The sequence below is a fragment of the Serratia sp. NPDC078593 genome, assembly GCF_050268245.1.
In the GTDB taxonomy this organism is placed as follows: Bacteria; Pseudomonadota; Gammaproteobacteria; order Enterobacterales; family Enterobacteriaceae; genus JBNNGK01.
The window spans coordinates 86,635-109,969 of sequence record NZ_JBNNGK010000003.1 but is presented as its reverse complement, the minus strand read 5'-3'; the positions used below and the strand labels follow the sequence as shown (position 1 = coordinate 109,969).

The window sequence follows — 23,335 nt, the reverse complement described above, 5'->3', positions numbered from 1 at the left end:
GAGTGATAAAACCAGTGTAAAGCCCCCCTCACACCGGCGAAAGGGGCAGCGTACGATTACAGCATTTCTTTCATCGCTTTTTCAAAATCACGCCAGGCGCAGAACCCCTGTTTATCGATCGGGCAATCTTGCAACGCCAGCGTGACGCGCTGCGGCGGATTGTCTAGCGTCAGTTTATCGGCATTACGCAACTGCGCGGTAGATTGGTACACATACTCGATTTTTAACCAATCACGATCTTGTTTCGCGTCATGCCAACGCTGAAACACCAATTTGCCGCCGATCGGCGTTTTCTCATATTGATTTGGTAACTGATAAGGTTTGAACTTCATCGCCGAAAGCAAAGAGGCAATGTTGGAATCGTGCCCCACCAATACGGTTAACTTAGGCGACGTGGCATTATTTGCGCCATTGAGTGCCGAATTGATATACGTCAGCAACGGTTTAGCGACGTTCTGCGCCACCACGGTCGAGGTAAACAGTGAATCTTGATAACCGTCTTTCAACTGCGCGAGTTGCTGCCACTGCGCCGGCGTGGTGACCTTGCCCCATGCCACCTTTTGCAGCGGGAAACCTTCGTAATACTGCAACATGAAGGCATCAACCAGCGAGTTGCCCACTTTTAATGGCCCGGTAACCCCCGGCTCTTTACCCGCTACTGCGCTCATTTTGCTCGGTTCAGCGGTGAGATCGCACTGTTTGTCGGCCTTGCAGGCGCGAGAATCCGCATAATCGGTGATGGCGGCCAGCTGTTGATACGCCGCATTCAACGACAATGAATCCAACTTGGCATTCATCGCTGCAAGTGCCTGCTGTTTAAAGTGTTCGCTGTTGTCGGTGATAATCGGGTTAAAGGTCGGATCCATCTCCCCCATTTTCTCTTGATGATGCACCGTCACATCGCAGCCGGGAAATGCGCCATTGGTAAAGAACTGCGCGGTTGCCACCGTGCGTTGTAGGCTATTCGCGTAAACATATACGCTGTCGTTGGCCGGACACCCTGCCTGCGGTAACAAACCCGCTTGCTTAAGCCACGCATTAAAATAATGGCCCATGTACACTTCCAGCACGCCGCCTTTCGTGGTCAGCAAACCACCCGGCGTATCCCATTGCGGCCATGCATGCGGCGTCGCATTCGCCAGCACGCTGCCGTTATCGGCCAACGGCGCGCGCAGGTTATGACGGCTCATCACCAAAACTTGCTCCAACTGATAATCGTGGGTTTCAGCCAGCGCAGAGGCAGTCAACAGCATGGGTAAACACAGCAATAACGCTTTTCTTTTCATTCGCAAATTTCCCTATCACCTATTTATTCATGCGTTAGCATCAGCGGGGTATCATGGCGGGGAAGAGAAAGGAAAGGTGTGATAACCATCACGATGAGGGAAAAGCACGCGGATAAATAGCGCAAATGCCGCACAGACAGCTGACACCGCGTGTTATCCGGAAAAACGAGCCAGAGGGGGCGTAGTGGCTTGCCGTCGAAGCGACTGCCCCGAATATTTCGGGCTCAAAGGCAACGTTGTCATCTACTTCAGCGGCTCCCGCAGGAGCCGCAATCATTGATATTATCAGTACCAAAGGTTGAGGATTGGCCAACCAATCAATAACAAGGCGCTAATGTACACCACGCCCAAAATCCCCCCCAGACGCCAGTAATCTTTTGATTTCACATAACCACAGCCGTAAATGATGACGCCAGGGCCGGTCGCATACGGCGTCAGCACGCCCATCAAACCAATCGACAACACCAGCAGTATAGACAGTTGCTCCATCGGCACGCCGGGTAAGCCTTTACCCACCGCCAAAATAACGGGCAGCATGGTGGCGGTATGCGCCGACAGGCTGGCAAACAGGTAATGGGCAAAATAGAACACCAACACGAGCGCGATCACCGTCGCATTAGGCGAAAAACCATCAAGATGAGTGCTCATAGTGGTGGCGAACCAGTCGATAAAGCCTGAGCGCGTCAATCCATTCGCCATTACCACTAACGTTGCCAGGTTTACCAAGGTATTCCACGCGCTGGAATACTTGGTGATCTCTTTCCACGACACCACGTGGAAGGCTAACATCAATGATACCGCCAACAGACAGACCGCCGTTGCATTCACCACTTTTCCGCCGAATACCCACAGGCACAGGCTCAGCAACACTAAGCCAATCAGCGTCATCTCTTTGCGTGTCAGTTTCCCCATCTCTACCAGCGCGGTGTTAGCCCAACTCGCGACTTCACTACTGTGGGTGACCCCCGGCTTATACAGATAATAAGAAATCAGCGGAGCAATGATTAATAACAACAAGCCTACCGGCAGAAATGCCAGGAACCACTGCATCCAACTGATATGCACACCGGCAATTTTACTGACAAACTCAATGCCCAAGACGTTAGGGGCCGCGCCGGTAACAAACATCGAAGAACTAATGCTGGTACCGACCACCATCATCCACATCAGATAACCGCCGATTCGGCGTGATGAGGGATCGTTCGGGAATGAATCGAACAGCGGCGGGAGGTTTTTCACCACCGGGAATACTGTGCCACCGGTTCGCGCGGTGTTGGACGGAGTAAACGGTGCCAGCAGAATATCGATGATCACCACCGCATAGCCCAGCGTTAAGGTACGCTTACCCATAAACTTGACTAAAAACAGCGCAATACGCCGCCCCAAGCCGGTGGCTTCGTAACCCAGTGCAAAGATAAATGCGCCAAATACTAACCAAACGGTGGTGCTGGAGAACCCGGCCAGCCCCCACCTCAACGCCTCTTTACTGGCTTTGAATCCCGGCTCGGCCATTTCTTGCGCACCAAACAGCACCCAAGGCGCGCTCAACACACTGACGGTCACGGCGATAAAGCTGATGGCCGTTGCTGGAATGGGTTCCAAAATCATGCCGACGATCATCGCCACAAAAATGGCGAAGTAGTGCCAAGCCTGCGGCGGCATTCCGTCGGGTACCGGTATCAACAACAGGATTGCCAACACCGCTAATGGCGCGATTGCTTTCCCTATTTTCTCTCGAGCTTCAGACATAAGACTCTCCTAAAATCACTGCGTTATTATTCTTGGCCATCCGATGGCGATAACTGAGCCAACAACCAGGTGACAATCAATAAATCGGCACTCCCGCCGGGGCTAAGATGACGCGCGATACACTCAGCATCAAACTGCTGCAATCGCGCTATGCCCGCCGCGCCCTGTGCCCCCCCTTGCTTGAGCAGTTGCGCCGCCCGGCGTTGTAACCACTGCAATCCCTCAATGCCGCCGCGTGAGGCGACGTTGGTATCGCCGTTGTGAGCCATTAACCACAACAGGCAATCCGACAATGCGCTCTGTTGATCGCCCCCATGCCGTAAGCGCTGCTGATACAGCGGCAATGCGCCATGCAAGACCAACGGAAAACCGCCCTCGGCCTCCCCGCGCGCACCGCTCAAACCGTAAGCCGTAAACAGCCGCTGCCCGGCGGTCTGCCCTAAGTTGTTGCGGCATAGCTCACGCGCGACCAATCCGTGACACATCGCCGCGACCTCACCGCATAGCGTGGCAGGGGTAATCCGCCGCCGCTGCTGTTGCAAACGACCAAAACTGCTGCACAGTAAAGCGAGGGTAAACACGCTGCCTTTATGGGTATTAACGCCGCCGGTAGCGCGGAACATGTGGTTTTCGCAGGCCATGCCCAAAGGGCGCAGCCGAGCCAACAACGATGCTGTCGGTTGCCCCGCCTGCTCAATGCCATGACGGATGAATCGCGGTAGCCAAACGCCGATTGCACGTGAGCTCCGGTAAAAATGACCGATATGCATATCATGATGTGCGCCACTATTGTGGCGATCGACTAACCCAGGCTTCGGCGTCAGATTGACTTCGCTCAGCAAAGCGCGATAGGCATCACGCGCAAAAGCCTGACTGGCACTGACAGGCCGCCCCGGTTGCGGCAACTTAGTGGACGTGACATGCCGCATTCAGCACTCTCTCCATTTCAGCCAGCAGTTGTTCTGGGCTATGGCGACGCAATCGTGCGCAAACGTTAGCCGCTTGCGCACACAGCAGGCAGCGACGCGGCGGCAGGCCAACGTCACTGCGTGATAAAATGCGGCCTTGCGCATCCAACACATCGATGTCCCACAGCCGACCAATCGACTGTTTTACCTCCAACTGCATGGCAAAGTCTTTCACCAAGCGGGCATCGGCATGCAATGCCAGATACCCTTCGCAGCCCGTCGGTAATGCCAACACTTCGTTTTGCAGACACTGCCAGCCCGGCTCAACCATCAAGGGCTGCAACGCCTGCCAACCGAGGTTAAAAATACGGCGCGTCAGTGGGCTGTCTTTCACCGCACCGGGCACCACCAGCGTCAGCACCAGCAACGTGGTGTGATGGCGAGCCAGCCACGCTTGCTGCCGAGCCTGACGGCTTTCACGGCTGGTAAGCAGCTCCGGTAGCGTAACCGCACGATTGGCCGCTAATTCTGGGACGACGGCATGCATGGCGTTACTCCGCAACCTGATGTACGACATCAATCACCGTGCCGTCGCGATAACGCACCACCGCCACCACGTTGTCGGTATAGGCGATCGGCTGTGGTTCACCGGTGAGGGTTAACGCACGCTCACGCAACCACTCAATAGTCACGACTTGTAAACCAGCGTCACGCAAGCGTTGCGCCAACTCCGGGCGTGCCGGATTGACAGCAATGCCGTGATCGGTAACCAAAATATCGATGCTGGAGCCCGGCGTGACGCACGTGGTCACCTGCTCCACCAGCGTCGGAATACGCCCGCGCACCAACGGTGCGACGATGATCGCCAACCGCGCCGCCGCGGCGGTATCACAGTGACCACCGGACGCCCCGCGGATCACGCCGTCTGAACCGGTCAACACGTTCACGTTGAAACCGGCATCAATTTCCAGCGCGCTGAGCACCACCACATCCAACCGATCGACCGATGCACCTTTTGAGCTAAAATTGGCGTATTGGTTAGCACTAATTTCGATATGGTTCGGGTTACGCCCCAGCGATGTCGCCGCCGCACGGTCAAAACTCTGCACATCGAGCAATTTGCCGATCAGCCCTTTTTCATGCAGTTCCACCATGGTTGACGTGATGCCCCCCAACGCGAAACTGGCACGAATACCACGCGCGCGCATTTTATCTTCCAAGAAACGCGTCACCGCCAGCGAAGCCCCGCCGGTGCCGGTTTGCAGTGAAAAACCTTCGGTGAAATAACCGGAAGCGGCGATCACCTCGGCCGCACGACGCGCGATCAGCAATTCTCGTGGATTTGACGTCATTCGGGTGGCATCTGCGCCAATTTTGTCGGCATCGCCTACCCTCTCCAACTCAACAATCAGATCGACCTGATCCTGTGCCAGGCTGGCCGGATGGTGCGGATAGGGCACTACTGCCTCGGTGAGCAACACCACGGTTTTTGCGCTTTGCGCATCCACCTTGGCGTAGCCAAGTGAACCGCAGCACGCTTCGCCGCTGTAACCATTGGCGTTGCCGAACTCATCACACGACGGCACGCCAAGAAACGCCACATCAATACTCAGCTCACCGGATTCGATCAGATTGACCCGGCCACCGTGTGAATGAATCTGCACCGGCTCTTTTAGCTCCCCGCGGGAGATGGCATCAGCCAACGGGCCACGCAGACCAGAGGTATAAATACGACTGACCACTCCGTGGCGGATATGGCCGACCAATGGGGCATGGCAATCGCTCAGTGAACTGGATGCCAGCGTCAAATTGCGATAGCCCATCGCCGCTAACGTTTCCATTACCTGATTCAGCGTCAAGTCACCACCGCGAAAAGCGTGGTGGAAAGAGATGGTCATGCCGTCTTGCAAACCACTGCGGCGCACGGCTTCTTGTAATGAGTCACAACGTTTCATATCGCGCGGCTTACGCGCCTGCTGATTCGCCTTTGAGACATCCTGATAAGGTGCCAGGCCAGCGTGATTGTTCCAGTTCATCAAGCGTTGTTGACGTTTCATTGAGCTGCCTCGCTAGGGTTAACTTCTTCACGAATGCCGGATAACGCGGCACGTGCTAACACCAAACGCGCACGCTCTATCACCGGGCTATCAACCATTTTGCCGTTAAGCGACACCACACCGCGCCCTTCCCGCTCCGCTGCCTGCGCGGCATCCACCACCCGTTCGGCGTGTGCGACTTCTTTCGCGGTAGGCGCATAAAGGTTGTGCAGCAGCTCGATTTGCCTCGGGTTAATCAAGGATTTACCGTCAAAGCCTAATTGTTTAATCAGTGCCGCTTCCCGCAGGAACCCCGCCTCGTTATTGGCGTCGGAATACACTGTATCAAAGGCCTGAATGCCTGCGGCACGTGCCGCCTGTAAAATAGAACAACGGGCAAACAACAGTTCGATCCCCTCTGGCGAACGCTCGGTACGCAGGTTACGCACGTAGTCTTCTGCCCCCAGCGCGATACCGATCAACCGTGGCGAGGCCTGCGCGATCGCCACGGCGTTAGTGATACCGGTGGCGGATTCAATAGCCGCCAGCAGACCCGTACTGCCAACCGGGCGACCACATGCTTGCTCGATCGCACTGATTTCACGATCCATATCGAGGACGTCTTGGGCGTTATCCGTTTTCGGCAAGCGCACAATATCCGCCCCGCCGCGCACCACCGCTTGCAGATCCGCCAATCCATAGGCGGAGTCCAAGGCGTTAACCCGCACGATGGTTTCTACTTCTTCCTGATACAGCGGGTGTTGCAGCGCGTGGAATACCAGCCGTCGCGCCGCATCCTTTTCCCGCAAAATCACCGAATCTTCCAAATCGAACATCAACGCATCGGCTTGATAGATAAAAGCATTACTGACCATCGCCGCGTTGGCACCCGGCACGAACAGCATGCTGCGGCGCATACGTTGTTTATTCAGCGTTTTCATCGGTTCCCCCCCACGGCAGCGTCTGACCGTCACTGGCGCGCATCAGCGCGGTTTCTAGGCGGGCGCGCAACACGCAGTCCAATGCCCCTTTGTCATCAACGATCACCTGTACCGGTTCGACGTGATAATCGGCCAACACCTGCAATAACGTGCTACGAATAGCAGCACCGAACTGTTTTTCTACGCTGCTGGCGATCAGCAGATCGTGTTCCGGGCCATCGGTTGGCGCGACACGCACCATGACATCGCTGGATTCCAGCGTACCGGCCATTGCTTCTCGGAGTATTTTCATCATTCACCTGATTGTGCGGACTCAAATTCTTGCGTGACCGGTTTACTCCGGCGCTGCGCCTGCATATCTTGCAGGTAGTAGAGGGTATCTTTCGGCACCAGCGGGGCAGCGGCGTGAAAATCCCCCGCGGCCAGTAGCTTGCGTACCCAAGAGGCGGAGATGGCCGTGCCCTGATATTGCAGCCGCTCGATCTCCACCAAGTGGATTGGCGGGCTAGGCAGCGCTGGCGTTTCCAGCCAGTAACGCATATCGCGATTGTATTTCGCCGTGACGGCGCAAAAGGGTTCATTGCCGACAAAGCGGTGGGTGACACCCAACGCCGGAGCCAAATATTGACGGAAGATTTTCAGATCGATTTCGGTGTAACAGTCGTCGGCAATCCCTTGATCTTTAATGAAGTAACATGGGAAGGTGGCGCGTGAAATGACATACTGCGATCCTTCGTGAACGGTTAAGTTAGTGATGTCATGCGTACCCTGCATCACTAATTGACGACGATCCTCGTAGGGAAAACGTGACGTGTTCTCGCGCACCAAAAACAGATGTAACCAATCGCATTGGGCGGCAGCCTGCCGTATCAAATACTGATGACCACGGGTAAATGGATTGGCATTCATCACGATACTGCCTATTTTGTCGCCGGGTTGGCGGCTGCTTGCCAATTGCGCCGCGTAACGCTTCAGACGACATGGGCTGTTCTCCATCAGCACAACGATGCCCGGCACGGTGGCTATCGGATAAAAACCGCACTGGCGAAACAGGTGTTCATTCTGCACCTTGGTGTAAATGAACAATTGGGTGTGATGCCGCTCATAGGCCAAATTAACCAGCTCAGTAGCCAACGACAGCGCCAGCCCTGCCCCGCGCATCTGCGGGCTAATAGCGACACATTTGATAATATTGCCCGCGATCCCTCCGCATGCGACCAGTTTTTCGTTTTGCGTAACGGTAATAAATATTTCGACGGTGGTATCAATATTTAAGTCGTTAGATCGTAAAAACGATTTAATTTCCGAAATATTCTTATGGTCCGATCGTTTCACCCGGTTAAATACGGCATCGCCCAACATAAATTTCTCTCTGGAATTACAATAAAACAACAATCAATACACAAACCAACCTTCACAATTAACATTGAGCTACAAACAATCCAATACAAAACATTACGTTACAATCAATCTAACAATAAAGGAGTAGTCAATGGCGATAGAGTAAACAGAAAAAAGTCGATGATTATTGACCTATTTCACAAACACTATGCAGTTAATAAGTTATTTAATGGTTTTTATTTACTTAATTATTTTTATCGTGTTTATTAACGTCATGATATTTATTTAAACTGATAATTAAATTACATTGCGTTAATCGGTCGTTTTTTCCCACGGGAGGAACAATGGAATGGCTTAATATCTTAATTGTTGAAGATGAAACACCGCTGGCAGAGATGCATGCCGAGTTCATTAAGCAAAACGGCGGTTGCCGCCAGATTTGGCTGGCGGGGGATCTCTCACAGGCGCGGATGATGACCACACGCTTTAAACCCGACCTGATCCTGCTGGATAACTTTTTGCCTGACGGCCGCGGTATTGAACTGTTGCGTGAACTGACGCTGCAAGGTTATCCCGGTGGGATTGTCTTTATTACCGCTGCCAGCGACATGGACACCGTGGCCGAAGCGCTACGCTATGGCGTATTCGACTACTTAATTAAACCGCTAGCCTATGATCGCCTGACACAAACTCTCCAACGTTTCAGCCAACGCCGCAAAGCGTTAAAAGATAATGCCCGCGTAAACCAGCGTCGCATTGATGAGATGTTCAATACCTATGCACGTAGTGAACAACAGGCTTCGTTACCCGTCGGTATTGATGAGTTAACCTTGCGTAAAGTGCGTGAGCTGTTTAGCGATGCTGGCGCACGCCATACCGCCGAAAGCGTGGCGCAACAGATTGGCCTAAGCCGCACCACCGCACGCCGCTATTTGGAGTTCTGTACTACGCATCAGCAATTGATCGCCGAGATTATTTACGGCAAAGTCGGCCGGCCGCAGCGAACCTATCGCGCACCGATCGAGGAATAACCCCTCATTTGATCGATTCTGCATCGTGGCACGCAAGTACTTACGTTTCGTGATTGTGGTCAGCTGATTATATTCATCCGGCTTGCGGCGATACCTTGGTGGCATGCTTCCCTTCGCCACATTAAAAATGAGTGATGGCCGCACTCGGGCACATCGGGTGATGTTCCTCACCATGCCATATGACAACAGGTAAGTTGATATTGACATGGGCTGGTATCCCCCAAGCGCGTAAGAAAAGCTTGGTTGTGTACATCTGGCCAATTGCCAATAGGAAAAGGACGCACGCAGACTGGGCATCTATCACGGATATTTATTGCATGCCGGGCAATATCGTTGTCGACCGCACTTAAAGTGTACAAAACACAGATAAATCTGTAAAAAACTCAAGCAATTGCACATTCTATAAGCAAACAATCACAGAATGCATAAACGCCCTTTGACATGCCAACGACAGGCCGTTATGATTCTTCCCGTTCACACGATTCCTCTGTAGTTCAGTCGGTAGAACGGTGGACTGTTAATCCGTATGTCACTGGTTCGAGTCCAGTCAGAGGAGCCAAATTTAGAAAACCCGCTTAAGGCAACTTAAGCGGGTTTTTGCATTCAGTCTGTTTTGACGGCCGATTGTGTGGAAGAGGCTGTTTGTGATGTTATCCACGCGAGGGGTAGCTTAGGCAAGGCTCTGGTTTTCATACTGCCCTGAATTACTGATCCACTACAGTGCGAAAAGTGATTTATCTGGCGATCGAGTCGGCATCGAAGAGGTGGTGTATTGCCAATTCAGAATTGGCGGCGAGACTGTAATTTAAATTATGTAATTGCCTGTCCCTGTTGTTGGAGTGAACACATCAAAAAAAAGCAATTACACAATCTCGTTTACAGTCTCGAAAACGTATATTGTTTTATTAATCTCGTTTAAATACTAGCTGGTAGTCATATTTATCGAAATCAATGTGGTGTGAAAATAATGGTTGTAAATCTTTCTTCCACGAACTTAATACATCGAATCCACCGTCATATATTCTTCCATCAAATGGCAAATTAAATTTTTTGATTAGAGTTCCATCCTGACCTAAATCTGCAGAGGTCTCTTTATTGATCAAGATTTCATCTATTTTATCAAACCATTCTAATGTTAATTTCAGTCCCATCTTTCACCTCAAAGGTATCTTTTAATATTTCGGCCTTTAACTGCAGGTTTTAACTGCTCACCTGTTTTATAATCTACAGACCCTAAATGCTCACCATCACTTGCCCTGTATTCCTCAAGCTCACCGTGCTGAGAATCCCATTCGTAAATCCTCCTACCTTTAGCATCAACCCAGCGCTCTCTAAGTCCACCGCCACCTTGCTTAGGTGTTTTTTTCTTAGCCTGTCTGAGACCTGAAATACCAATTTCACTAGTTTCCGGGGCTGGATGATAATCATGATCTTTATCAGGAATACCTGAACGTCCCTGACTAAGATATACATAAATCGGCGGAATATCCGATATTGGCAGAACAAGAATATAATCCGCAAAATTTTTTTCTTCCGGTGCCGGAGTGGTTGTAGCCTCAATACTGGTATCTTCCGGCAACGGATCAACAACTACCGGGTTCGGTATCCTTACAGGATTCTGGTTACCTGTATTTGAAGGAACATTGACACCTGAACTGTCGGGCGTCCAGATAATGGTAATACGCGGATCTTCCTCTGTAGTGAACGTATACGCTTTTCGGCTGCTGTCCCACTCCATTTTGCGCACACGCACCATATCTTTACCCGGTGGAGTGTGCCAGCCATGAGCAACCGGATTACCCTTATCGTCCTGCTCCCATGTATAACGCACACGGCTTGGCGCTTCACGCATCTGTTCCAGACGCATCCGGTCAATAAAGTCCTGCTCACCGTCATTGAGTCTTCCGGGCATCATTCCCATTACGACTGCGGCGATGGGAGCACCGGGACCGCTGGCGGCTATTCTTCCGAGTCCGGTTGCCATTTCCCCAAGTTTTACCGCCCATGTTCCTGATGTGATGGCACTTCCACCTACCAACCCAAGAACGCTGGCACCTTCAACAGCCGTCTGGGCGTTAGCAGCACTTGTAGCTGCGGCTGTTGCCCGCTGGTATTCGACTTCCTCATGATTACCAAACCACCATTTATACAGGACGCTTCGTTTTTTCGGTTTTGGGATCGCTTCTGCAGGTTTCTTTTTCTTGGCAGTCTGAGCGTACTGGACCACATCATTATCCGATGCAGGGTCGGCAGGTTGAACGGCATGATAAAATGCCATTGAAGCAAAATTGGTGTGGGGTTCCTGCTCTTCCCCGGCATCATTACAGCCCTCACCACGAAGGCAGGATTTGGCAAAGACACGATTACGATCACGTTCTTCAGCCAGTTGTTTAGTTCTTACTTCTTCTGCGACCTTACGTTCAGCAACCAATGCCGCAAGGGCTGCAATAGAAGGATCCGGGCCTCTGCCAACCCATTGTCCTGCTGGCGCAATAATCCAGTTAGACCATGACGGACAGGCACAGCGCACGATTGAACCATCAACCGCCGCTATTTTTCCATTATTAGTATCACGGGGTTCACCGGATACGATAACCCCTGCCTCACCACATTTAGGGCATGGGGTTGTTTTATCCCCAACACGAACAACTCTTCGCCCATGTTCAGTATCATTAGACATTGAGGCGATACATTCAGCACCCGTGGTTGTTTTATCACCCTTCAGTGCTGTCCCTCGTCCATAACAATCAGATCGATGACCCATTACCCCACCTCACAGGATGACAGGAAATCCTCCGGCATCTTTTCTCCTTCACGACCTACAATCATCGGACCATTGCACAGAGTGCTAATAATCTCATCTCCGTTATCCAGACGACTGTTGACCAGCGCTACACCGCGACCATTTACCTCACTCATTTTACCCGTACCTGTTACAATTTTCGACGTTCTCCCATCAGGGTAAACAACGTCATCACCGACTAAAGCAACATTAACTTTCCTGCCGTCTGAAAGTTCGATTTCTTTCCGTTGTATGCTGCACGAACTGTTCCACCCTCTCTGGTAAAGCTGCCATCCACTACAATACGGTATATGGCATTAACAGGATGCTGGCGGCAATATTCCTGCTGGTCAGAGATGAGCGATCGCGTTTCATCATTCATTCCTACCAGTTGTTCCGCCGTAAACGGTGATTGATCCATTGTTGCCAGCAGTTCCGGGGTCAGTTCATTGTTGTATTGACGATACATTTCCTTTTCCTTGTCATTTTTGTGGTTAAGTTGATGCAATACTAACCGATTTGTAATTTGACTTAAAAGAGATGTTTATCATTCGGTTACAAAAACAAGCCCCGGAACAATGATGGCGTATTCTGATCAGGGCAGTAATGATTTTACTGTTTCTTCGCTCAGTTGTCCGAGTTCGGAAGCTAACCTTCTGTAGCTGTTTACCATTCGTTCCCTGTCCAAATCGTCTGTGGTCTCGTGCAGGAAATAATAGCCGTAATCTTTAATACAGATATTTTCACCATTTTCAAGAATAAGTTTTATTCCATTTTCATTTTCTTCCATATTGGTGATTAAACAAGCCATAAAGGGAATGTTTTCTTTTGCTTTAAAGATTATTATTTTTTTATAGTTTTCATTGCATGTTTCTCCTTGTTTTTATATAGATAAATACCATTTCCTGTTTAAGAAAATAAAATTTAACTTACTTTTCAGAACCGGTTTATTTTCTGTTTATCATTATTTTTTGAATAATACTTTTATCTTATGAGCTAACGCTCATGTGCTGCCGCATGGCTACGCCCTGACGCTGATCTCAAATGGGATTTAATGACTAACGCATTTTCCATTACTTAATTATAAATGCGAAAATAATCTTTTCTCTGATTACAATATCCTTCTTTCTACATATAGCATTTATTCTTAAATTTATAGGAAAACAATATCTACAGCAGCACTTAGTGATTGTCGAAAACAATCACTTGCTGTCTATAATATAAAGTAAAAATACAACAGGAAATCAAACAGTGTCATTTAATCAGCACATTCCCCGTTAAGGTTATTAAACATACTATAGCATACAGGAAGCGTAACTTTTTATATTTAAAATAGATTTCACGGAAAAAATTCCCTGTACAGAAATTAAAATTTCTTCTATGGAGACTTTTGACAGTTAAAACCATCGCTAAGAAGTGGACACTATTTCGCAAAAATTTATTATTTCTCTTTTTCATATTTATTTTCATACTGCATTAAATATAAGGAAAGCAACAATAATAAAAAGGAAAAACCATAAGCATTGATTACAATACAATAATAACCTCCAGCAGTGAAGAAGTGGGGTTATATAAACAGAAATCATTTCACAGATAAACGGAAACTGGAAATTTACAGTTTTTATAACAGAAACCAAAAAGGTAAAATAACAGTAAATATTAAAAAAGAACGTAGTTCTGACATACAGCCGGGTATCGCCTATGTTCATGCCTTTGTCGATAATCTTGAAAAGCTCGGAAAGAATATGTCTGGTGCTGAATACACAATAATGATCCGTTTATGTAAACTCATGCAGCATGGGAATCTGATAGCCAGTATATCTCAATCGGCTCTCGCCGAAGAGCTTGGTATGAGTAAATCTAACGTATGTAAATGCTGGAAGAAATTTATCAATAAAAGTATTCTGATTCAAGAAGGGAAACATACCATGATAAACGCCAATCTTTTCCCGAAAGGCCAGTACAGAACATTAAATGAAACACGGAAGGAATATGTTAAAAAGTCACTAAGGACTTCCAGCGAGGGCACAGAGGACATATTTGTCACCGTTTATAAAGATACGATATGTACAAACAACAAGGAAAAAACAATCGATAAGAAGATGACAAATCTTTCCTTTCTGCGCCCAATAAAGATATTGACTGGGGCTCTGTTTCAGAAGACAGCTTGTTTATTGATTATCCTGAAGAAATTGATGAAGAAAAAAGCATTTAGTTTTCACCCACAGATTACTATTTTTAATACCTTACCCTGTTTACAATTACGCTATATCTCGCAATATAAATATCTCCACTATTTTATTTATAAGGTATATATGAGGAAAGTAAAAACAGATAACAGTGATTTGGTTTGTGATATTATCCGCACGTGGCACAGCTTAGGAAAAGTGGTCCCAGCCCCCTAATTTTGCGATCCATTAAACAGCTGACTCACTGCGCAAAGTGATTTATCTGGCGATCCAGACTACGTCGAAAAAATAGAATACACCAATCCAGCACTGGCAGTTAGAATGAGTCGTTTTATTATCGAATTCGATGACAGTCTAAACGATGGTCTTTAATAGGTTGGCAGTTACACAGAATAATTTACAAGCTCTTGGGTGCTGTTAATCCTATGCATTACATTACCTAATCTTGGTTTCCAAAACCAGATACTTGCACTATAAAATTATATTAATCTTGGAAAAAAAACAGCAACTGCAATGTAAAACCACGCATTACCAGACTCTTAATAAGGTTTAACTTATTGTGAGTATCGCTGATACACTATTGTTCATTAAATGCTCTATGGATTATTTCTCTTTACCATCCTTAATGTCTTGGTCCAGGACGTGAGCCGCTTTCATGCATAACTCGGTAAATATCGCAATTTCCCCTGGTGACATACACGAAGCAACCTGCCTAGCCATTGAGTGCCGAGCAGACTCAGCTTCATTCAAAAAATTAACGCCTTTTTCTGTCAGCTTTGTCAGCATCTCACGCTTATCGTTTTCGCCAGACATTTGTTCAACGAACCCGGTATCTTTTAATGCTCTTAGAATTTTCGACATCTTACTACGAGCAAAACCCAACTTATCACCAATGGCACTAGGCGTCATTGGCTGCAACTGATGCAAGATATACAGCGTGTCGTATTGAGGCCAGGTAACCCCATCGGGGTTCATCAGTGTTCGCCGTGCGACAAGCACACACTGTAAGTTGCCTAGCGCATCTTCGAAATGCTTGTGCCATGACATTTCTTTATTTTGTGTATCTTCCGTTGTTTTATTTATTCCCATATTTTCCCCTGATGACCTCGACAACGCTAAAATAAAGATGATAATTAATAAAAATACATCAAGACAAATAATTTAATGCGTGAATAAATTACTATAAAACAAAAAATTTAGCAATAGCACCAGTATTGAATTTTATATACCCTCTAAAGCCCTGAAATTACCCATATCAAATAGATAAGAAAAGATAAGCATCAGGAAGAAAAAATCGCCTCTCTATTTAAAACATCCTCATAGTCTATTAACTCAATAATTTCACCTTTATCGCCTCTAATGACATTAATATATGATAAAACAAACTTCTTTTGTTCGGGTAATGTCTGACCATGTAACCGATACTCAACCACTGCAACATGGATGCTTTTAGTATAATGAAAACAGACCTCATCTATTGAAGTAAAACGTAATGGTGCAACGCTGAAACCGCTGGCGTAATGCTGATAAATATTTTCACGCCCTACGATAACGTCTCTACTGCGACGAAAAGGCAATACCAACTGCCCTTTTTCGTCAAACAGTGACGACAACGCTTCAGCTGACTTGTCCATCACAGCAGAAATATAACGGGACAATCCGAAAGGATAATAATGCCATGCATCACATTATTGCCAGCCCAGGCTGGCTGTCCTGCCCTCTGTTATTCCGACTGTCATTGGCAATGTTTGCGCAGCCATTCCGCCGTCAGTGAATCCTGGCAGGAAAGCATTGAGGCCGGCGTGCCGCTAAACAGCAGTTTCCCCCCATCTCGCCCCGCATAAGGACCGATATCGATAACCCAGTCGGCTTGAGCAATCAACTCCATATTGTGTTCAATAATGATCACCGAATTGCCTTGATCAACCAACCGATTGAATACCTTAAGCAGAGAGGCGACATCGCTTGGGTGCAGGCCAGTCGTTGGCTCATCGAAAATATAGACAGTGCTGCCATTATTCAGGTGTGATGCCAATTTGAGCCGTTGGCATTCACCACCAGAAAGATGATTAAGCGACTCTCCTAAGCGCAAATATCCCAAACCAACATCTACCAGACTGGTAAAAATAGGTATCAACTGCGGTTCCCCGCTGAGAAAATCGGCAGCCTCTTTGATTGGCATACATAAAACGTCGGCAATACTTTTTCCATGAAACCGATATTGCAACGCTTTAGGGTTATAGCGCAGCCCCCGACAGGCGTCGCACGGCAGTGTGACGGTATCCATAAAAGCCAGATCGGTTTGAATCACCCCCAACCCCTTGCATTCAGGACAAGCACCTTTTGCATTAGCGCTAAACCAAGAAGCGTTCACATGATTTGCATGCGCAAACAGCTCGCGAATAATAGCGAACGCACCACTCCAGGAAGCGATATGTGAACGAATTGAGGTATGTATCGGTTTTTGATCGATGACAATCGCATTGGGGAAACGTGGGGCCAAGACGCCCATCACCAAAGAGCTTTTTCCGGATCCTGCCACCCCCGTGACGGCGACCATTACATTTAGCGGTACATCAACGGATAAATCCTGCAAATTATGCAACGTGGCATGTTTAATGGAGATATGGCCTTTCGGCTTTCTCGGATGAGAATTGATCTGCGCCCGACAAGAAAAATATTTTCCCGTTACGGTGTTTGACTTCTTCAGAGCGACTAAATCACCTTGAAAAACGATATTCCCCCCTTCGGTGCCAGCACCAGGGCCTAAATCGATAACGTGCTCGGCTATCGCGATCATATCCGGATCGTGCTCCACCATCAGTATGGTATTGCCTTTGTCACGTAATTTTTTTATCAATGAATTCAGCCTAGCAATATCTGCCGGATGCAACCCAGTACTGGGTTCATCAATAATATAAGATATCCCGGTCAGGCTGCTGCCAAGGTGCCTGACCATTTTTAACCGTTGCGATTCGCCGCCGGACAAACTTGGGGTGGCGCGATTTAAGTCAAGATATCCCAATCCTACAGCACACATCGCGTCCAACCGTTCCCCCAGCGCGACAAGCAACGGCTTTACCGAAGGGAAAGAGAGTTTTTCAAGCAATACCTTCAATTCATTGATAGGCATCATTACGCATTCGCCGATGCTTTTACCCTCTATTTTACAAGAAAGTATTTTGGCATTCAGGCGCATACCATGGCACTCTGGGCAGGTTTTCATTGTGACAACCTGTTTAAATTCATCGCTCTTCAGCTCTTTACTTTCTTGTTTCAGGTAACTTCGCGTGAAACGCGTAATCACACCTTCAAATTTTGCACTCTTGGGCCAATTAGGTGAAGGCGAGCGTGGGGTGATGTTATTGGCGTAGAGCAGTAACTCTTTCTCTTTATCGGTATAGTCGGCTATTTTTTTATCGGGGTTGAAAAGTCCCGAATAAACATAACGTTTCCATCGCCAGGTTCCCGGCGAAAAGGTCGAATAACAAATAGCCCCTTCATTAAGCGAACGGTTTTGATCAATCAATTTGTCGAGATCGATTGCGCTGGCCATACCTATTCCATCGCAGCTTGGGCACATTCCCAAGGGGTGATTGAACGAAAATATATTGGAGTACCCCACGAACGGCTTTCCTACGCGTGAAAATAAAAGCCGCAGCAAAGTATAAATGTCTGACGCCGTTCCCACGGTGGAACGTGCGTTACCCCCTATCCGTTTTTGGTCAATGATAATCGCAACCGAGAGATTAGCTATTTCATCAACGTCAGGCTGACCGTAGTGAGGCAAGCGGTGGCGAATAAAAGGCGGAAAAGTATCATTTAGCTGGCGCTGGGATTCAGCCGCAATGGTGCCAAACACCAATGAGCTTTTTCCAGAGCCGGAAACACCCGTAAAAACCGTTATCTTTCTTTTAGGCACGTCGATACTGAGATTATTTTTCCGCGCACCAATAATTTTTATTTTTTCATCCCGGCCTTCACTCATCACGCACTCCTTTCTTTACGCCAGTCAATAATAACGCCAGCACCGCAAGCAAAGAGCATCCCGTTAATACCGCTGACATCGGAAATAATGACATGGAGCTCCCAAGCCCTACCAATGGAGGCGTAATAGCAGCAGCCCCGAACTGCATCGCCCCCATAACCGCAGAACCGGTTCCTCTTAAAGAAGAGGCCGACGACAATGCCAAGCTTGCCGCATTACCAAAAACAAAAGCCATGGTAAACATCAAACCAAACACTAAAACAAGTGTCATATCACGCTGAAACTGAGGAACAAAACTTGCGCAAAGCAATAGCAGCGAAATCACCAACGTTCCAATAACCCCCATTTGCACAAGGCGCTTCGCCCCAAACCTCATCACATATTTGGCACTCACTATGCTGCTAACCATCATAATGGCGGCATTAATTGAAAAGATGACTGAAAACTCTTTCGCCGAAAAACCGAAAAGCGATTGATAAATAAATGGCGATGCGGATATATAAGCAAACAGCGCGCCGAACTGTGCTGCAAATATCATTGTATAGCTAATATAAGATCGGTTTCTCATCAAGGAAGAGAACTGGTTTGTAAATCCAGATGTACTGAAAATCACTCGCTGAGCGACAGGTAGGCTCTCATCGATAAAAAAGTAACTTAACAATGTGGTTAGCAAGGCGATGATGGCCATAAAGACAAAAACCACCGGCCAAGGGAAGTAAGCGGCTCCCCCGCCCATCAGCGGAGCAACGATTGGCGCGATGCCTTGTATCGCCAGAACCAAATTAAAGTAATGCGCGGCCCGATTACCGGGACAGAGATCGGCTATTATTGTCCTCGTCAGAACAATACCTGCCGCACCGCCCAGCCCCTGGAAGAAACGGGCCACGACAAGCGCCTGAATATTCGGTGACAACGCGCACGCCATTGATGCCAACGTTAATAAAGCCATTCCGCCTAACAACAATTTACGCCGCCCATAACGATCCGAACACGGGCCGATGATCAGTTGCCCTATCGCCAATCCTCCCATGAATGCCGTGAGGCTAAGTTGCATACCAACAGGCGTGGTATTCAATGCTTTCGCGATGGCGGGAAAGAGAGGAAGGTACATATCTGTCGACAATGCCGCTATAGCGCTCAGCAGGCCAAGAATCATCACCACTTTATGGGGTAAGGAGCCAGTATGCTCGTCAATTTCAGGCAGGGCGACATCAGAATCTTGATGTGGGGTTGCTCTCATCATCGTCACAACTCTTTTGTTATTTGCGAACCTCACTCACTATACTATTGATTAATTTAATTGCAAAAAAGAAATCAATATTTCACCCACTAAAAGTGCGGATGTTATTTTTAACAATCAAATACAATAACTTAATTTAAAAAAAAGGTATTATCTCGATTTTTGATTATTTATATTTGCTAAAATGTAATATTCATCAGGTAATCAGCAATGTAAACTTACCTAATCATTTAAGATAGAAAGGGTATCGAAACGGCGCTAGCGGTGATGTGAGAGGCTTTTTCTTAACGTGTTCATAGCAAATAGACGTGCGTGCTTCCAAGTGGGCGTAATGGTAACAAAACGCCAAAAGCGATTTACAAAAGGAAACCAATAACAACGATTATGGATGTGCATTACCGTAAGGTTGAGACTGGTGGTCGAACAACAATCCATTCCGACGACCAAAGAGTCAACATTGAAGTGTTGAGAGTACATAATAACGTAATGCAAACACACACATAGCGCCAAGCTTACAGAGGCAAGTCTGTCTTCAATAACGATAAAAACGGCGCTACTGACTGTATATGAAAACTAAAATGATAATGCCGACATCGTGTTACCCGTCAAATCTATACGTTCATAGCATGGCTAAAAGATTGGGTTATGAAGACCTTTTTGAAAATACGGGCTCTGCAACACGATAGTCATCATCATTTTTTACTAGCAATCTAGCAATGAGGGTTGCAGGCATACTACCGACTAATAATACGATTCAAATACGTAACAGACCCGACTGATTTACCCACTCTTTAAGCTTGGCATGATCATGCGGCGATACCATCTGCACCTGCGCCCAGTTTTGAACGGTTGAGATATATCGCGCCACATCGGGGGCAAAAACCTCTGGGTTTATCTGATGCAGTGCCTGTAATGCTTTTAATAAGCGCAATTGCACTTCAATCAGCGCCGCGCCGTCGCGGGCGATAGGATTAAAAATATCATCGAACAGATCGGCCGTAAGAATCGGTTTCACATAGATTTGGTTATAAATAATGTCGTACTGCTCTGGCGCCTGCTCGCCCCAAATGGCTAAGAGCCTTACCGCTCGGCCAATCACATCAATGGCGGTGCCGGGGTCATTAACGGCTGGGGACAAGGCTCTGGAGGCAACTTCAGCTAATACCGCCAAACCAAAACGCGGATCTTGATCAAATGAACGCTCAGCGCTGATGGTGATGGCATCCATAACTTTAGTGCTAGCCATCTCGCTATGCGCTGCCACGATCCAAGCCACCGCCTGCGCTGAATGCACGAAAGCTCCCGTTTGGCATTGTAAGTAAATTTCACCGTTAATTTCTTGCGCATAGTCATCCAGCATTGTCATATCAATATGCTGGATATAACCAATTTTCTCGGGATACACCGGTTTGGCATCTTCAGGGGGAGTGAGATCGGTGAGCCAAGGTTTGCCGCCAAGATACGGGGTGCTGACTCTGCTAACCAAGGCGCTGCGCGTGGCTTCTTCCACCCGCGCTGTCGTTTCCCCAACCCGACCTAACAAAGAAAGATGTTGGATCCAGCGCAGCAGTGTAATGATAATCACCCCGATCACTGCCAGCGTCACCACAAACAACACGACGCGGCCGCGATCGCCATACGCCCCCATACTCAACGCGATAATACCGACCAGACTGAATAAGAAGGAGCCAATAAACGTCGCCAGCACATTCTGCGTGGTGCTGTCTTCCATGACTAAACGGGTCGCTCGCGGGGTCACACTGGTCGTTGCCGAACTGTAAGCTGAAACCATAATATTCAGAGAGAAGGTAGTCACGGCTAACATACTGGATGCCAGAATATTCAGGATATTATCGACAGCATCCGCACCGACCATGCCACCGAGACTGGGGGGAATAAACGGTTTAAAAACTATCGAGACCAAGGCTGAAAGCACGGCCAACACCGCGAATAAACAGGTGCGGAACCACAATTTGCGCGTTAACTGGCTCAATAGCCAATGCCACTTTGACATTATTCACTGTCCTTGTCCGATCATGATATGCAGAGCAGTATAGAAGATAAGACCGAATTTGTGGCATCGCCTCAAGCCGCTTTTACAGATATCTTGGGTATCGGAGGAAAATATTGAACGGATTAATGAATGTACCGCTCAATTGTCTTGATTGAAGGCTTCTCCTTGTAAATCGCACTGGGCGATTCGAATCAATAATGCGCCAAATAACGCCATATCGACCAGCAAAGCAAGCGCAAAGTCACGCCCTCCCCTCCCCGTCATCACATCCTCAATCAGCAGCACTAATACTACCGTGAACACCGCAAGCAAACTGTAAGCCACTACGCTCACTGGCTTCAACTTGCGCCGCTCACCCAGTGGATGCAGCAACGCATAATACACGATGCCCTGCCCGATGCCGCTGAGGGTGATGGCGAGGAATAACGCCCATCCATCACGCTGCGCATGTAACATCAAAATAAGCAGCAGCAGACCTGCGGCATTCAACACAAAACCCGGGCATAAGCCAGCCAACGGTGCCTGTAATCCCCTGCGTCGCCAATGCATGACACCGGCCCCCAACGCAAAGGTAACCGTGAATACCAACAGCAAACTCAGGCCGTACGGCAATGCTTCCCAGCCGAATAACTGCGCCAGCAGCCCCCCTTGTGCCGCTAACCCGCTGAAAAAAAGACCAGCAGCAATCAAGCGCGGCTGTTGTGCCGCATCATTGGGATAGAACTCAGATGATAAACGCATAATGACTCCCGCTGTACAATCACAACCAAGATGAAATAAAATCACTTTCCAGTGAGACTAAAATCAGTGTACCTATCGGGTAACAAGCAAATCAAAGTCATAGTTTTCATCCATAGATGAGAAAAACTCAGCATGAGAACATCACGATTACCGCCGCTCGGTTCACTGCGCGCCTTTCATGCCGTTGCCAGTTGTCTGAGTTTCAAGCGCGCTGCCGAACAGCTTGGCGTCAGCGCCACCGCCATTAGCCATCAAATACGGTTGTTAGAAACCCTGCTGGAATGCCCGGTTTGCCAGCGTAATGCGCAAGGGGTGAGCCTGACCGCTGCAGGCCATACGCTTTATGCTGCAACACAGCGCGCTTTTACCGCACTGGAGGAGGCGACTGCGCAAATCGCCCGTGCCAATCTGCCCCCGTCGCTCACGCTCACCACCACCTCAAATTTTCTGACTCACTGGCTGGTACCGCGTCTGGCTGATTTCAAAACGCAATTTCCGCACATTGATTTACGCCTGCACACCAGCGTTGATCGTGTCGATTTGACGCAACCCACCGTGGACGCTGCCATACGCTACCGCGAAACCCCTGAGGACGATCTCCCCTGTACCTTACTGTATCAAGACCGGTTCATTCTGGTTGCCAGCCCTGCGCTAGGCATTAGGCAGTTGGAGGATTTGCACGACGTCACGCTGTTTCACGTAGAGCATCGCCACGTCCCGGCCGATTCCCCCGATTGGCCACATTGGCAACGGTGCTACGGACCGCCAGGATTGAATGTGCATGCCGGTCTGCGTTTTAGCGATGAAACGCATGCCCTGCAAGCCGCTGTCGCCGGGCAAGGGGTTGTGGTGGCGAGCCAACTGTTGGCACGCGATTTGTTGCAACGCGGGGTGTTAGTCGCGCCGTTTGAATTCTCCCTGCCGGGCGCGAATTATTATTGGGTTACCAGCGAAAAAACCGCCGAACGTGAGGATTGCGTGATATTACGTGAATGGTTGCTACAACAGATGGCGTCGTCAGATTAGCGCCCCGTTTACCAAGGCGTATGGCCTTATTGACGAAGAGCAACCTACAGCCGTTAAAACCCG

Annotated in this window: 21 protein-coding genes, 1 tRNA gene and 1 pseudogene; 4 read left to right on the top strand and 19 right to left on the bottom strand. The window is 48.5% G+C overall.

Features of this window, described 5'->3' with window-relative positions; translation table 11 throughout:
- Positions 1-56: 56 nt before the first annotated feature.
- The 8 genes from agp to citC all read right to left on the bottom strand — a co-directional run bounded on the left by agp (position 57) and on the right by citC (position 8,282).
- Complete coding sequence (agp, locus tag ACQKDS_RS04585) at positions 57-1,286, bottom strand: bifunctional glucose-1-phosphatase/inositol phosphatase (protein ID WP_399666817.1); 1,230 nt, start codon at positions 1,284-1,286, stop codon at positions 57-59.
- A gap of 285 nt (positions 1,287-1,571) precedes the next feature.
- Positions 1,572-3,035, bottom strand: coding sequence for an anion permease (locus tag ACQKDS_RS04580; RefSeq protein WP_399666820.1), 1,464 nt, complete (start codon positions 3,033-3,035; stop codon positions 1,572-1,574).
- 26 nt (positions 3,036-3,061) lie between these two features.
- Complete coding sequence (citG, locus tag ACQKDS_RS04575; RefSeq protein WP_399666823.1) at positions 3,062-3,964, bottom strand: triphosphoribosyl-dephospho-CoA synthase CitG; 903 nt, start codon at positions 3,962-3,964, stop codon at positions 3,062-3,064.
- Complete coding sequence (citX, locus tag ACQKDS_RS04570; RefSeq protein WP_399666826.1) at positions 3,942-4,490, bottom strand: citrate lyase holo-[acyl-carrier protein] synthase; 549 nt, start codon at positions 4,488-4,490, stop codon at positions 3,942-3,944. The genes citG and citX overlap by 23 nt, the downstream gene beginning before the upstream one ends.
- A gap of 4 nt (positions 4,491-4,494) precedes the next feature.
- Positions 4,495-6,000 (bottom strand): citrate lyase subunit alpha, encoded by a 1,506-nt coding sequence (citF, locus tag ACQKDS_RS04565; RefSeq protein ID WP_399666829.1) that lies wholly within the window; start codon positions 5,998-6,000, stop codon positions 4,495-4,497.
- Entirely contained in the window at positions 5,997-6,920 is a 924-nt protein-coding gene (locus ACQKDS_RS04560; RefSeq protein ID WP_399666831.1) for an aldolase/citrate lyase family protein, read from the bottom strand. The genes citF and ACQKDS_RS04560 overlap by 4 nt, the downstream gene beginning before the upstream one ends.
- Entirely contained in the window at positions 6,904-7,212 is a 309-nt protein-coding gene (gene citD / locus ACQKDS_RS04555; protein ID WP_399667092.1) for a citrate lyase acyl carrier protein, read from the bottom strand. The genes ACQKDS_RS04560 and citD overlap by 17 nt, the downstream gene beginning before the upstream one ends.
- The gene (gene citC / locus ACQKDS_RS04550) at positions 7,212-8,282 is read right to left on the bottom strand and encodes a [citrate (pro-3S)-lyase] ligase (RefSeq protein WP_399666834.1); all 1,071 of its coding nucleotides are present in this window, start codon (positions 8,280-8,282) and stop codon (positions 7,212-7,214) included. Before citC ends, citD begins: the two co-directional genes overlap by 1 nt.
- Before the next feature lie 323 nt (positions 8,283-8,605).
- Between citC and dpiA the strand changes: the two genes are divergently transcribed.
- A complete protein-coding gene (dpiA, locus tag ACQKDS_RS04545; RefSeq protein ID WP_399666837.1) occupies positions 8,606-9,292 on the top strand; it encodes a two-component response regulator DpiA in 687 nt (228 codons plus the stop codon).
- A 483-nt stretch (positions 9,293-9,775) separates the two neighbouring features.
- A tRNA-Asn gene (locus tag ACQKDS_RS04540) sits at positions 9,776-9,851 on the top strand.
- Between the two features lie 346 nt (positions 9,852-10,197).
- Here ACQKDS_RS04540 and ACQKDS_RS04535 read toward each other — a convergent pair.
- From ACQKDS_RS04535 to ACQKDS_RS04515, 5 genes are all read right to left on the bottom strand, one after another.
- On the bottom strand, positions 10,198-10,443 hold the full coding sequence (locus tag ACQKDS_RS04535; protein ID WP_399666840.1) for a colicin E3-like toxin immunity protein: 246 nt from the start codon (positions 10,441-10,443) through the stop codon (positions 10,198-10,200).
- Positions 10,444-10,451: 8 nt separating this feature from the next.
- Positions 10,452-12,056, bottom strand: a complete 1,605-nt coding sequence (locus ACQKDS_RS04530; protein WP_399666843.1) for an S-type pyocin domain-containing protein — start codon at positions 12,054-12,056, stop codon at positions 10,452-10,454.
- Entirely contained in the window at positions 12,056-12,232 is a 177-nt protein-coding gene (locus tag ACQKDS_RS04525; protein WP_427673873.1) for a hypothetical protein, read from the bottom strand. The genes ACQKDS_RS04530 and ACQKDS_RS04525 overlap by 1 nt, the downstream gene beginning before the upstream one ends.
- A gap of 41 nt (positions 12,233-12,273) precedes the next feature.
- Positions 12,274-12,543, bottom strand: a complete 270-nt coding sequence (locus tag ACQKDS_RS04520; protein WP_399666846.1) for a hypothetical protein — start codon at positions 12,541-12,543, stop codon at positions 12,274-12,276.
- A gap of 126 nt (positions 12,544-12,669) precedes the next feature.
- Complete coding sequence (locus ACQKDS_RS04515) at positions 12,670-12,885, bottom strand: hypothetical protein (protein ID WP_399666849.1); 216 nt, start codon at positions 12,883-12,885, stop codon at positions 12,670-12,672.
- A 705-nt stretch (positions 12,886-13,590) separates the two neighbouring features.
- Here ACQKDS_RS04515 and ACQKDS_RS04510 point away from each other — a divergent pair.
- Positions 13,591-14,289: pseudogene (locus ACQKDS_RS04510) on the top strand (hypothetical protein).
- Between the two features lie 577 nt (positions 14,290-14,866).
- On the opposite strand, the gene ACQKDS_RS04505 reads toward ACQKDS_RS04510, so the two are convergent.
- From ACQKDS_RS04505 to ACQKDS_RS04480, 6 genes are all read right to left on the bottom strand, one after another.
- The gene (locus tag ACQKDS_RS04505) at positions 14,867-15,352 is read right to left on the bottom strand and encodes a MarR family transcriptional regulator (RefSeq protein ID WP_399666852.1); all 486 of its coding nucleotides are present in this window, start codon (positions 15,350-15,352) and stop codon (positions 14,867-14,869) included.
- A gap of 191 nt (positions 15,353-15,543) precedes the next feature.
- The gene (locus ACQKDS_RS04500) at positions 15,544-15,921 is read right to left on the bottom strand and encodes a nuclear transport factor 2 family protein (RefSeq protein ID WP_399666854.1); all 378 of its coding nucleotides are present in this window, start codon (positions 15,919-15,921) and stop codon (positions 15,544-15,546) included.
- A 77-nt stretch (positions 15,922-15,998) separates the two neighbouring features.
- Entirely contained in the window at positions 15,999-18,251 is a 2,253-nt protein-coding gene (locus ACQKDS_RS04495) for an ATP-binding cassette domain-containing protein (RefSeq protein WP_399667098.1), read from the bottom strand.
- On the bottom strand, positions 18,244-19,494 hold the full coding sequence (locus tag ACQKDS_RS04490; protein ID WP_399666857.1) for a multidrug effflux MFS transporter: 1,251 nt from the start codon (positions 19,492-19,494) through the stop codon (positions 18,244-18,246). Before ACQKDS_RS04490 ends, ACQKDS_RS04495 begins: the two co-directional genes overlap by 8 nt.
- Positions 19,495-20,245: 751 nt before the next feature.
- A complete protein-coding gene (locus tag ACQKDS_RS04485) occupies positions 20,246-21,508 on the bottom strand; it encodes a DUF2254 domain-containing protein (RefSeq protein ID WP_399667101.1) in 1,263 nt (420 codons plus the stop codon).
- Between the two features lie 135 nt (positions 21,509-21,643).
- Positions 21,644-22,246, bottom strand: coding sequence for a hypothetical protein (locus ACQKDS_RS04480; RefSeq protein WP_399666860.1), 603 nt, complete (start codon positions 22,244-22,246; stop codon positions 21,644-21,646).
- Between the two features lie 132 nt (positions 22,247-22,378).
- On the opposite strand from ACQKDS_RS04480, the gene ACQKDS_RS04475 reads away from it, so the two are divergent.
- Complete coding sequence (locus tag ACQKDS_RS04475) at positions 22,379-23,272, top strand: LysR substrate-binding domain-containing protein (protein WP_399666863.1); 894 nt, start codon at positions 22,379-22,381, stop codon at positions 23,270-23,272.
- Positions 23,273-23,335 lie beyond the last annotated feature (63 nt).

Bases quoted from the DNA above. Each gene is read 5' to 3' on its own strand.
- agp (WP_399666817.1), bottom strand. From the start codon at position 1,286: ATGAAAAGAAAAGCGTTATTGCTGTGTTTACCCATGCTGTTGACTGCC.
- ACQKDS_RS04580 (WP_399666820.1), bottom strand. From the start codon at position 3,035: ATGTCTGAAGCTCGAGAGAAAATAGGGAAAGCAATCGCGCCATTAGCG.
- citG (WP_399666823.1), bottom strand. From the start codon at position 3,964: ATGCGGCATGTCACGTCCACTAAGTTGCCGCAACCGGGGCGGCCTGTC.
- citX (WP_399666826.1), bottom strand. From the start codon at position 4,490: ATGCATGCCGTCGTCCCAGAATTAGCGGCCAATCGTGCGGTTACGCTA.
- citF (WP_399666829.1), bottom strand. From the start codon at position 6,000: ATGAAACGTCAACAACGCTTGATGAACTGGAACAATCACGCTGGCCTG.
- ACQKDS_RS04560 (WP_399666831.1), bottom strand. From the start codon at position 6,920: ATGAAAACGCTGAATAAACAACGTATGCGCCGCAGCATGCTGTTCGTG.
- citD (WP_399667092.1), bottom strand. From the start codon at position 7,212: ATGAAAATACTCCGAGAAGCAATGGCCGGTACGCTGGAATCCAGCGAT.
- citC (WP_399666834.1), bottom strand. From the start codon at position 8,282: ATGTTGGGCGATGCCGTATTTAACCGGGTGAAACGATCGGACCATAAG.
- dpiA (WP_399666837.1), top strand. From the start codon at position 8,606: ATGGAATGGCTTAATATCTTAATTGTTGAAGATGAAACACCGCTGGCA.
- ACQKDS_RS04535 (WP_399666840.1), bottom strand. From the start codon at position 10,443: ATGGGACTGAAATTAACATTAGAATGGTTTGATAAAATAGATGAAATC.
- ACQKDS_RS04530 (WP_399666843.1), bottom strand. From the start codon at position 12,056: ATGGGTCATCGATCTGATTGTTATGGACGAGGGACAGCACTGAAGGGT.
- ACQKDS_RS04520 (WP_399666846.1), bottom strand. From the start codon at position 12,543: ATGTATCGTCAATACAACAATGAACTGACCCCGGAACTGCTGGCAACA.
- ACQKDS_RS04515 (WP_399666849.1), bottom strand. From the start codon at position 12,885: ATGGCTTGTTTAATCACCAATATGGAAGAAAATGAAAATGGAATAAAA.
- ACQKDS_RS04505 (WP_399666852.1), bottom strand. From the start codon at position 15,352: ATGGGAATAAATAAAACAACGGAAGATACACAAAATAAAGAAATGTCA.
- ACQKDS_RS04495 (WP_399667098.1), bottom strand. From the start codon at position 18,251: ATGAGTGAAGGCCGGGATGAAAAAATAAAAATTATTGGTGCGCGGAAA.
- ACQKDS_RS04490 (WP_399666857.1), bottom strand. From the start codon at position 19,494: ATGATGAGAGCAACCCCACATCAAGATTCTGATGTCGCCCTGCCTGAA.
- ACQKDS_RS04480 (WP_399666860.1), bottom strand. From the start codon at position 22,246: ATGCGTTTATCATCTGAGTTCTATCCCAATGATGCGGCACAACAGCCG.
- ACQKDS_RS04475 (WP_399666863.1), top strand. From the start codon at position 22,379: ATGAGAACATCACGATTACCGCCGCTCGGTTCACTGCGCGCCTTTCAT.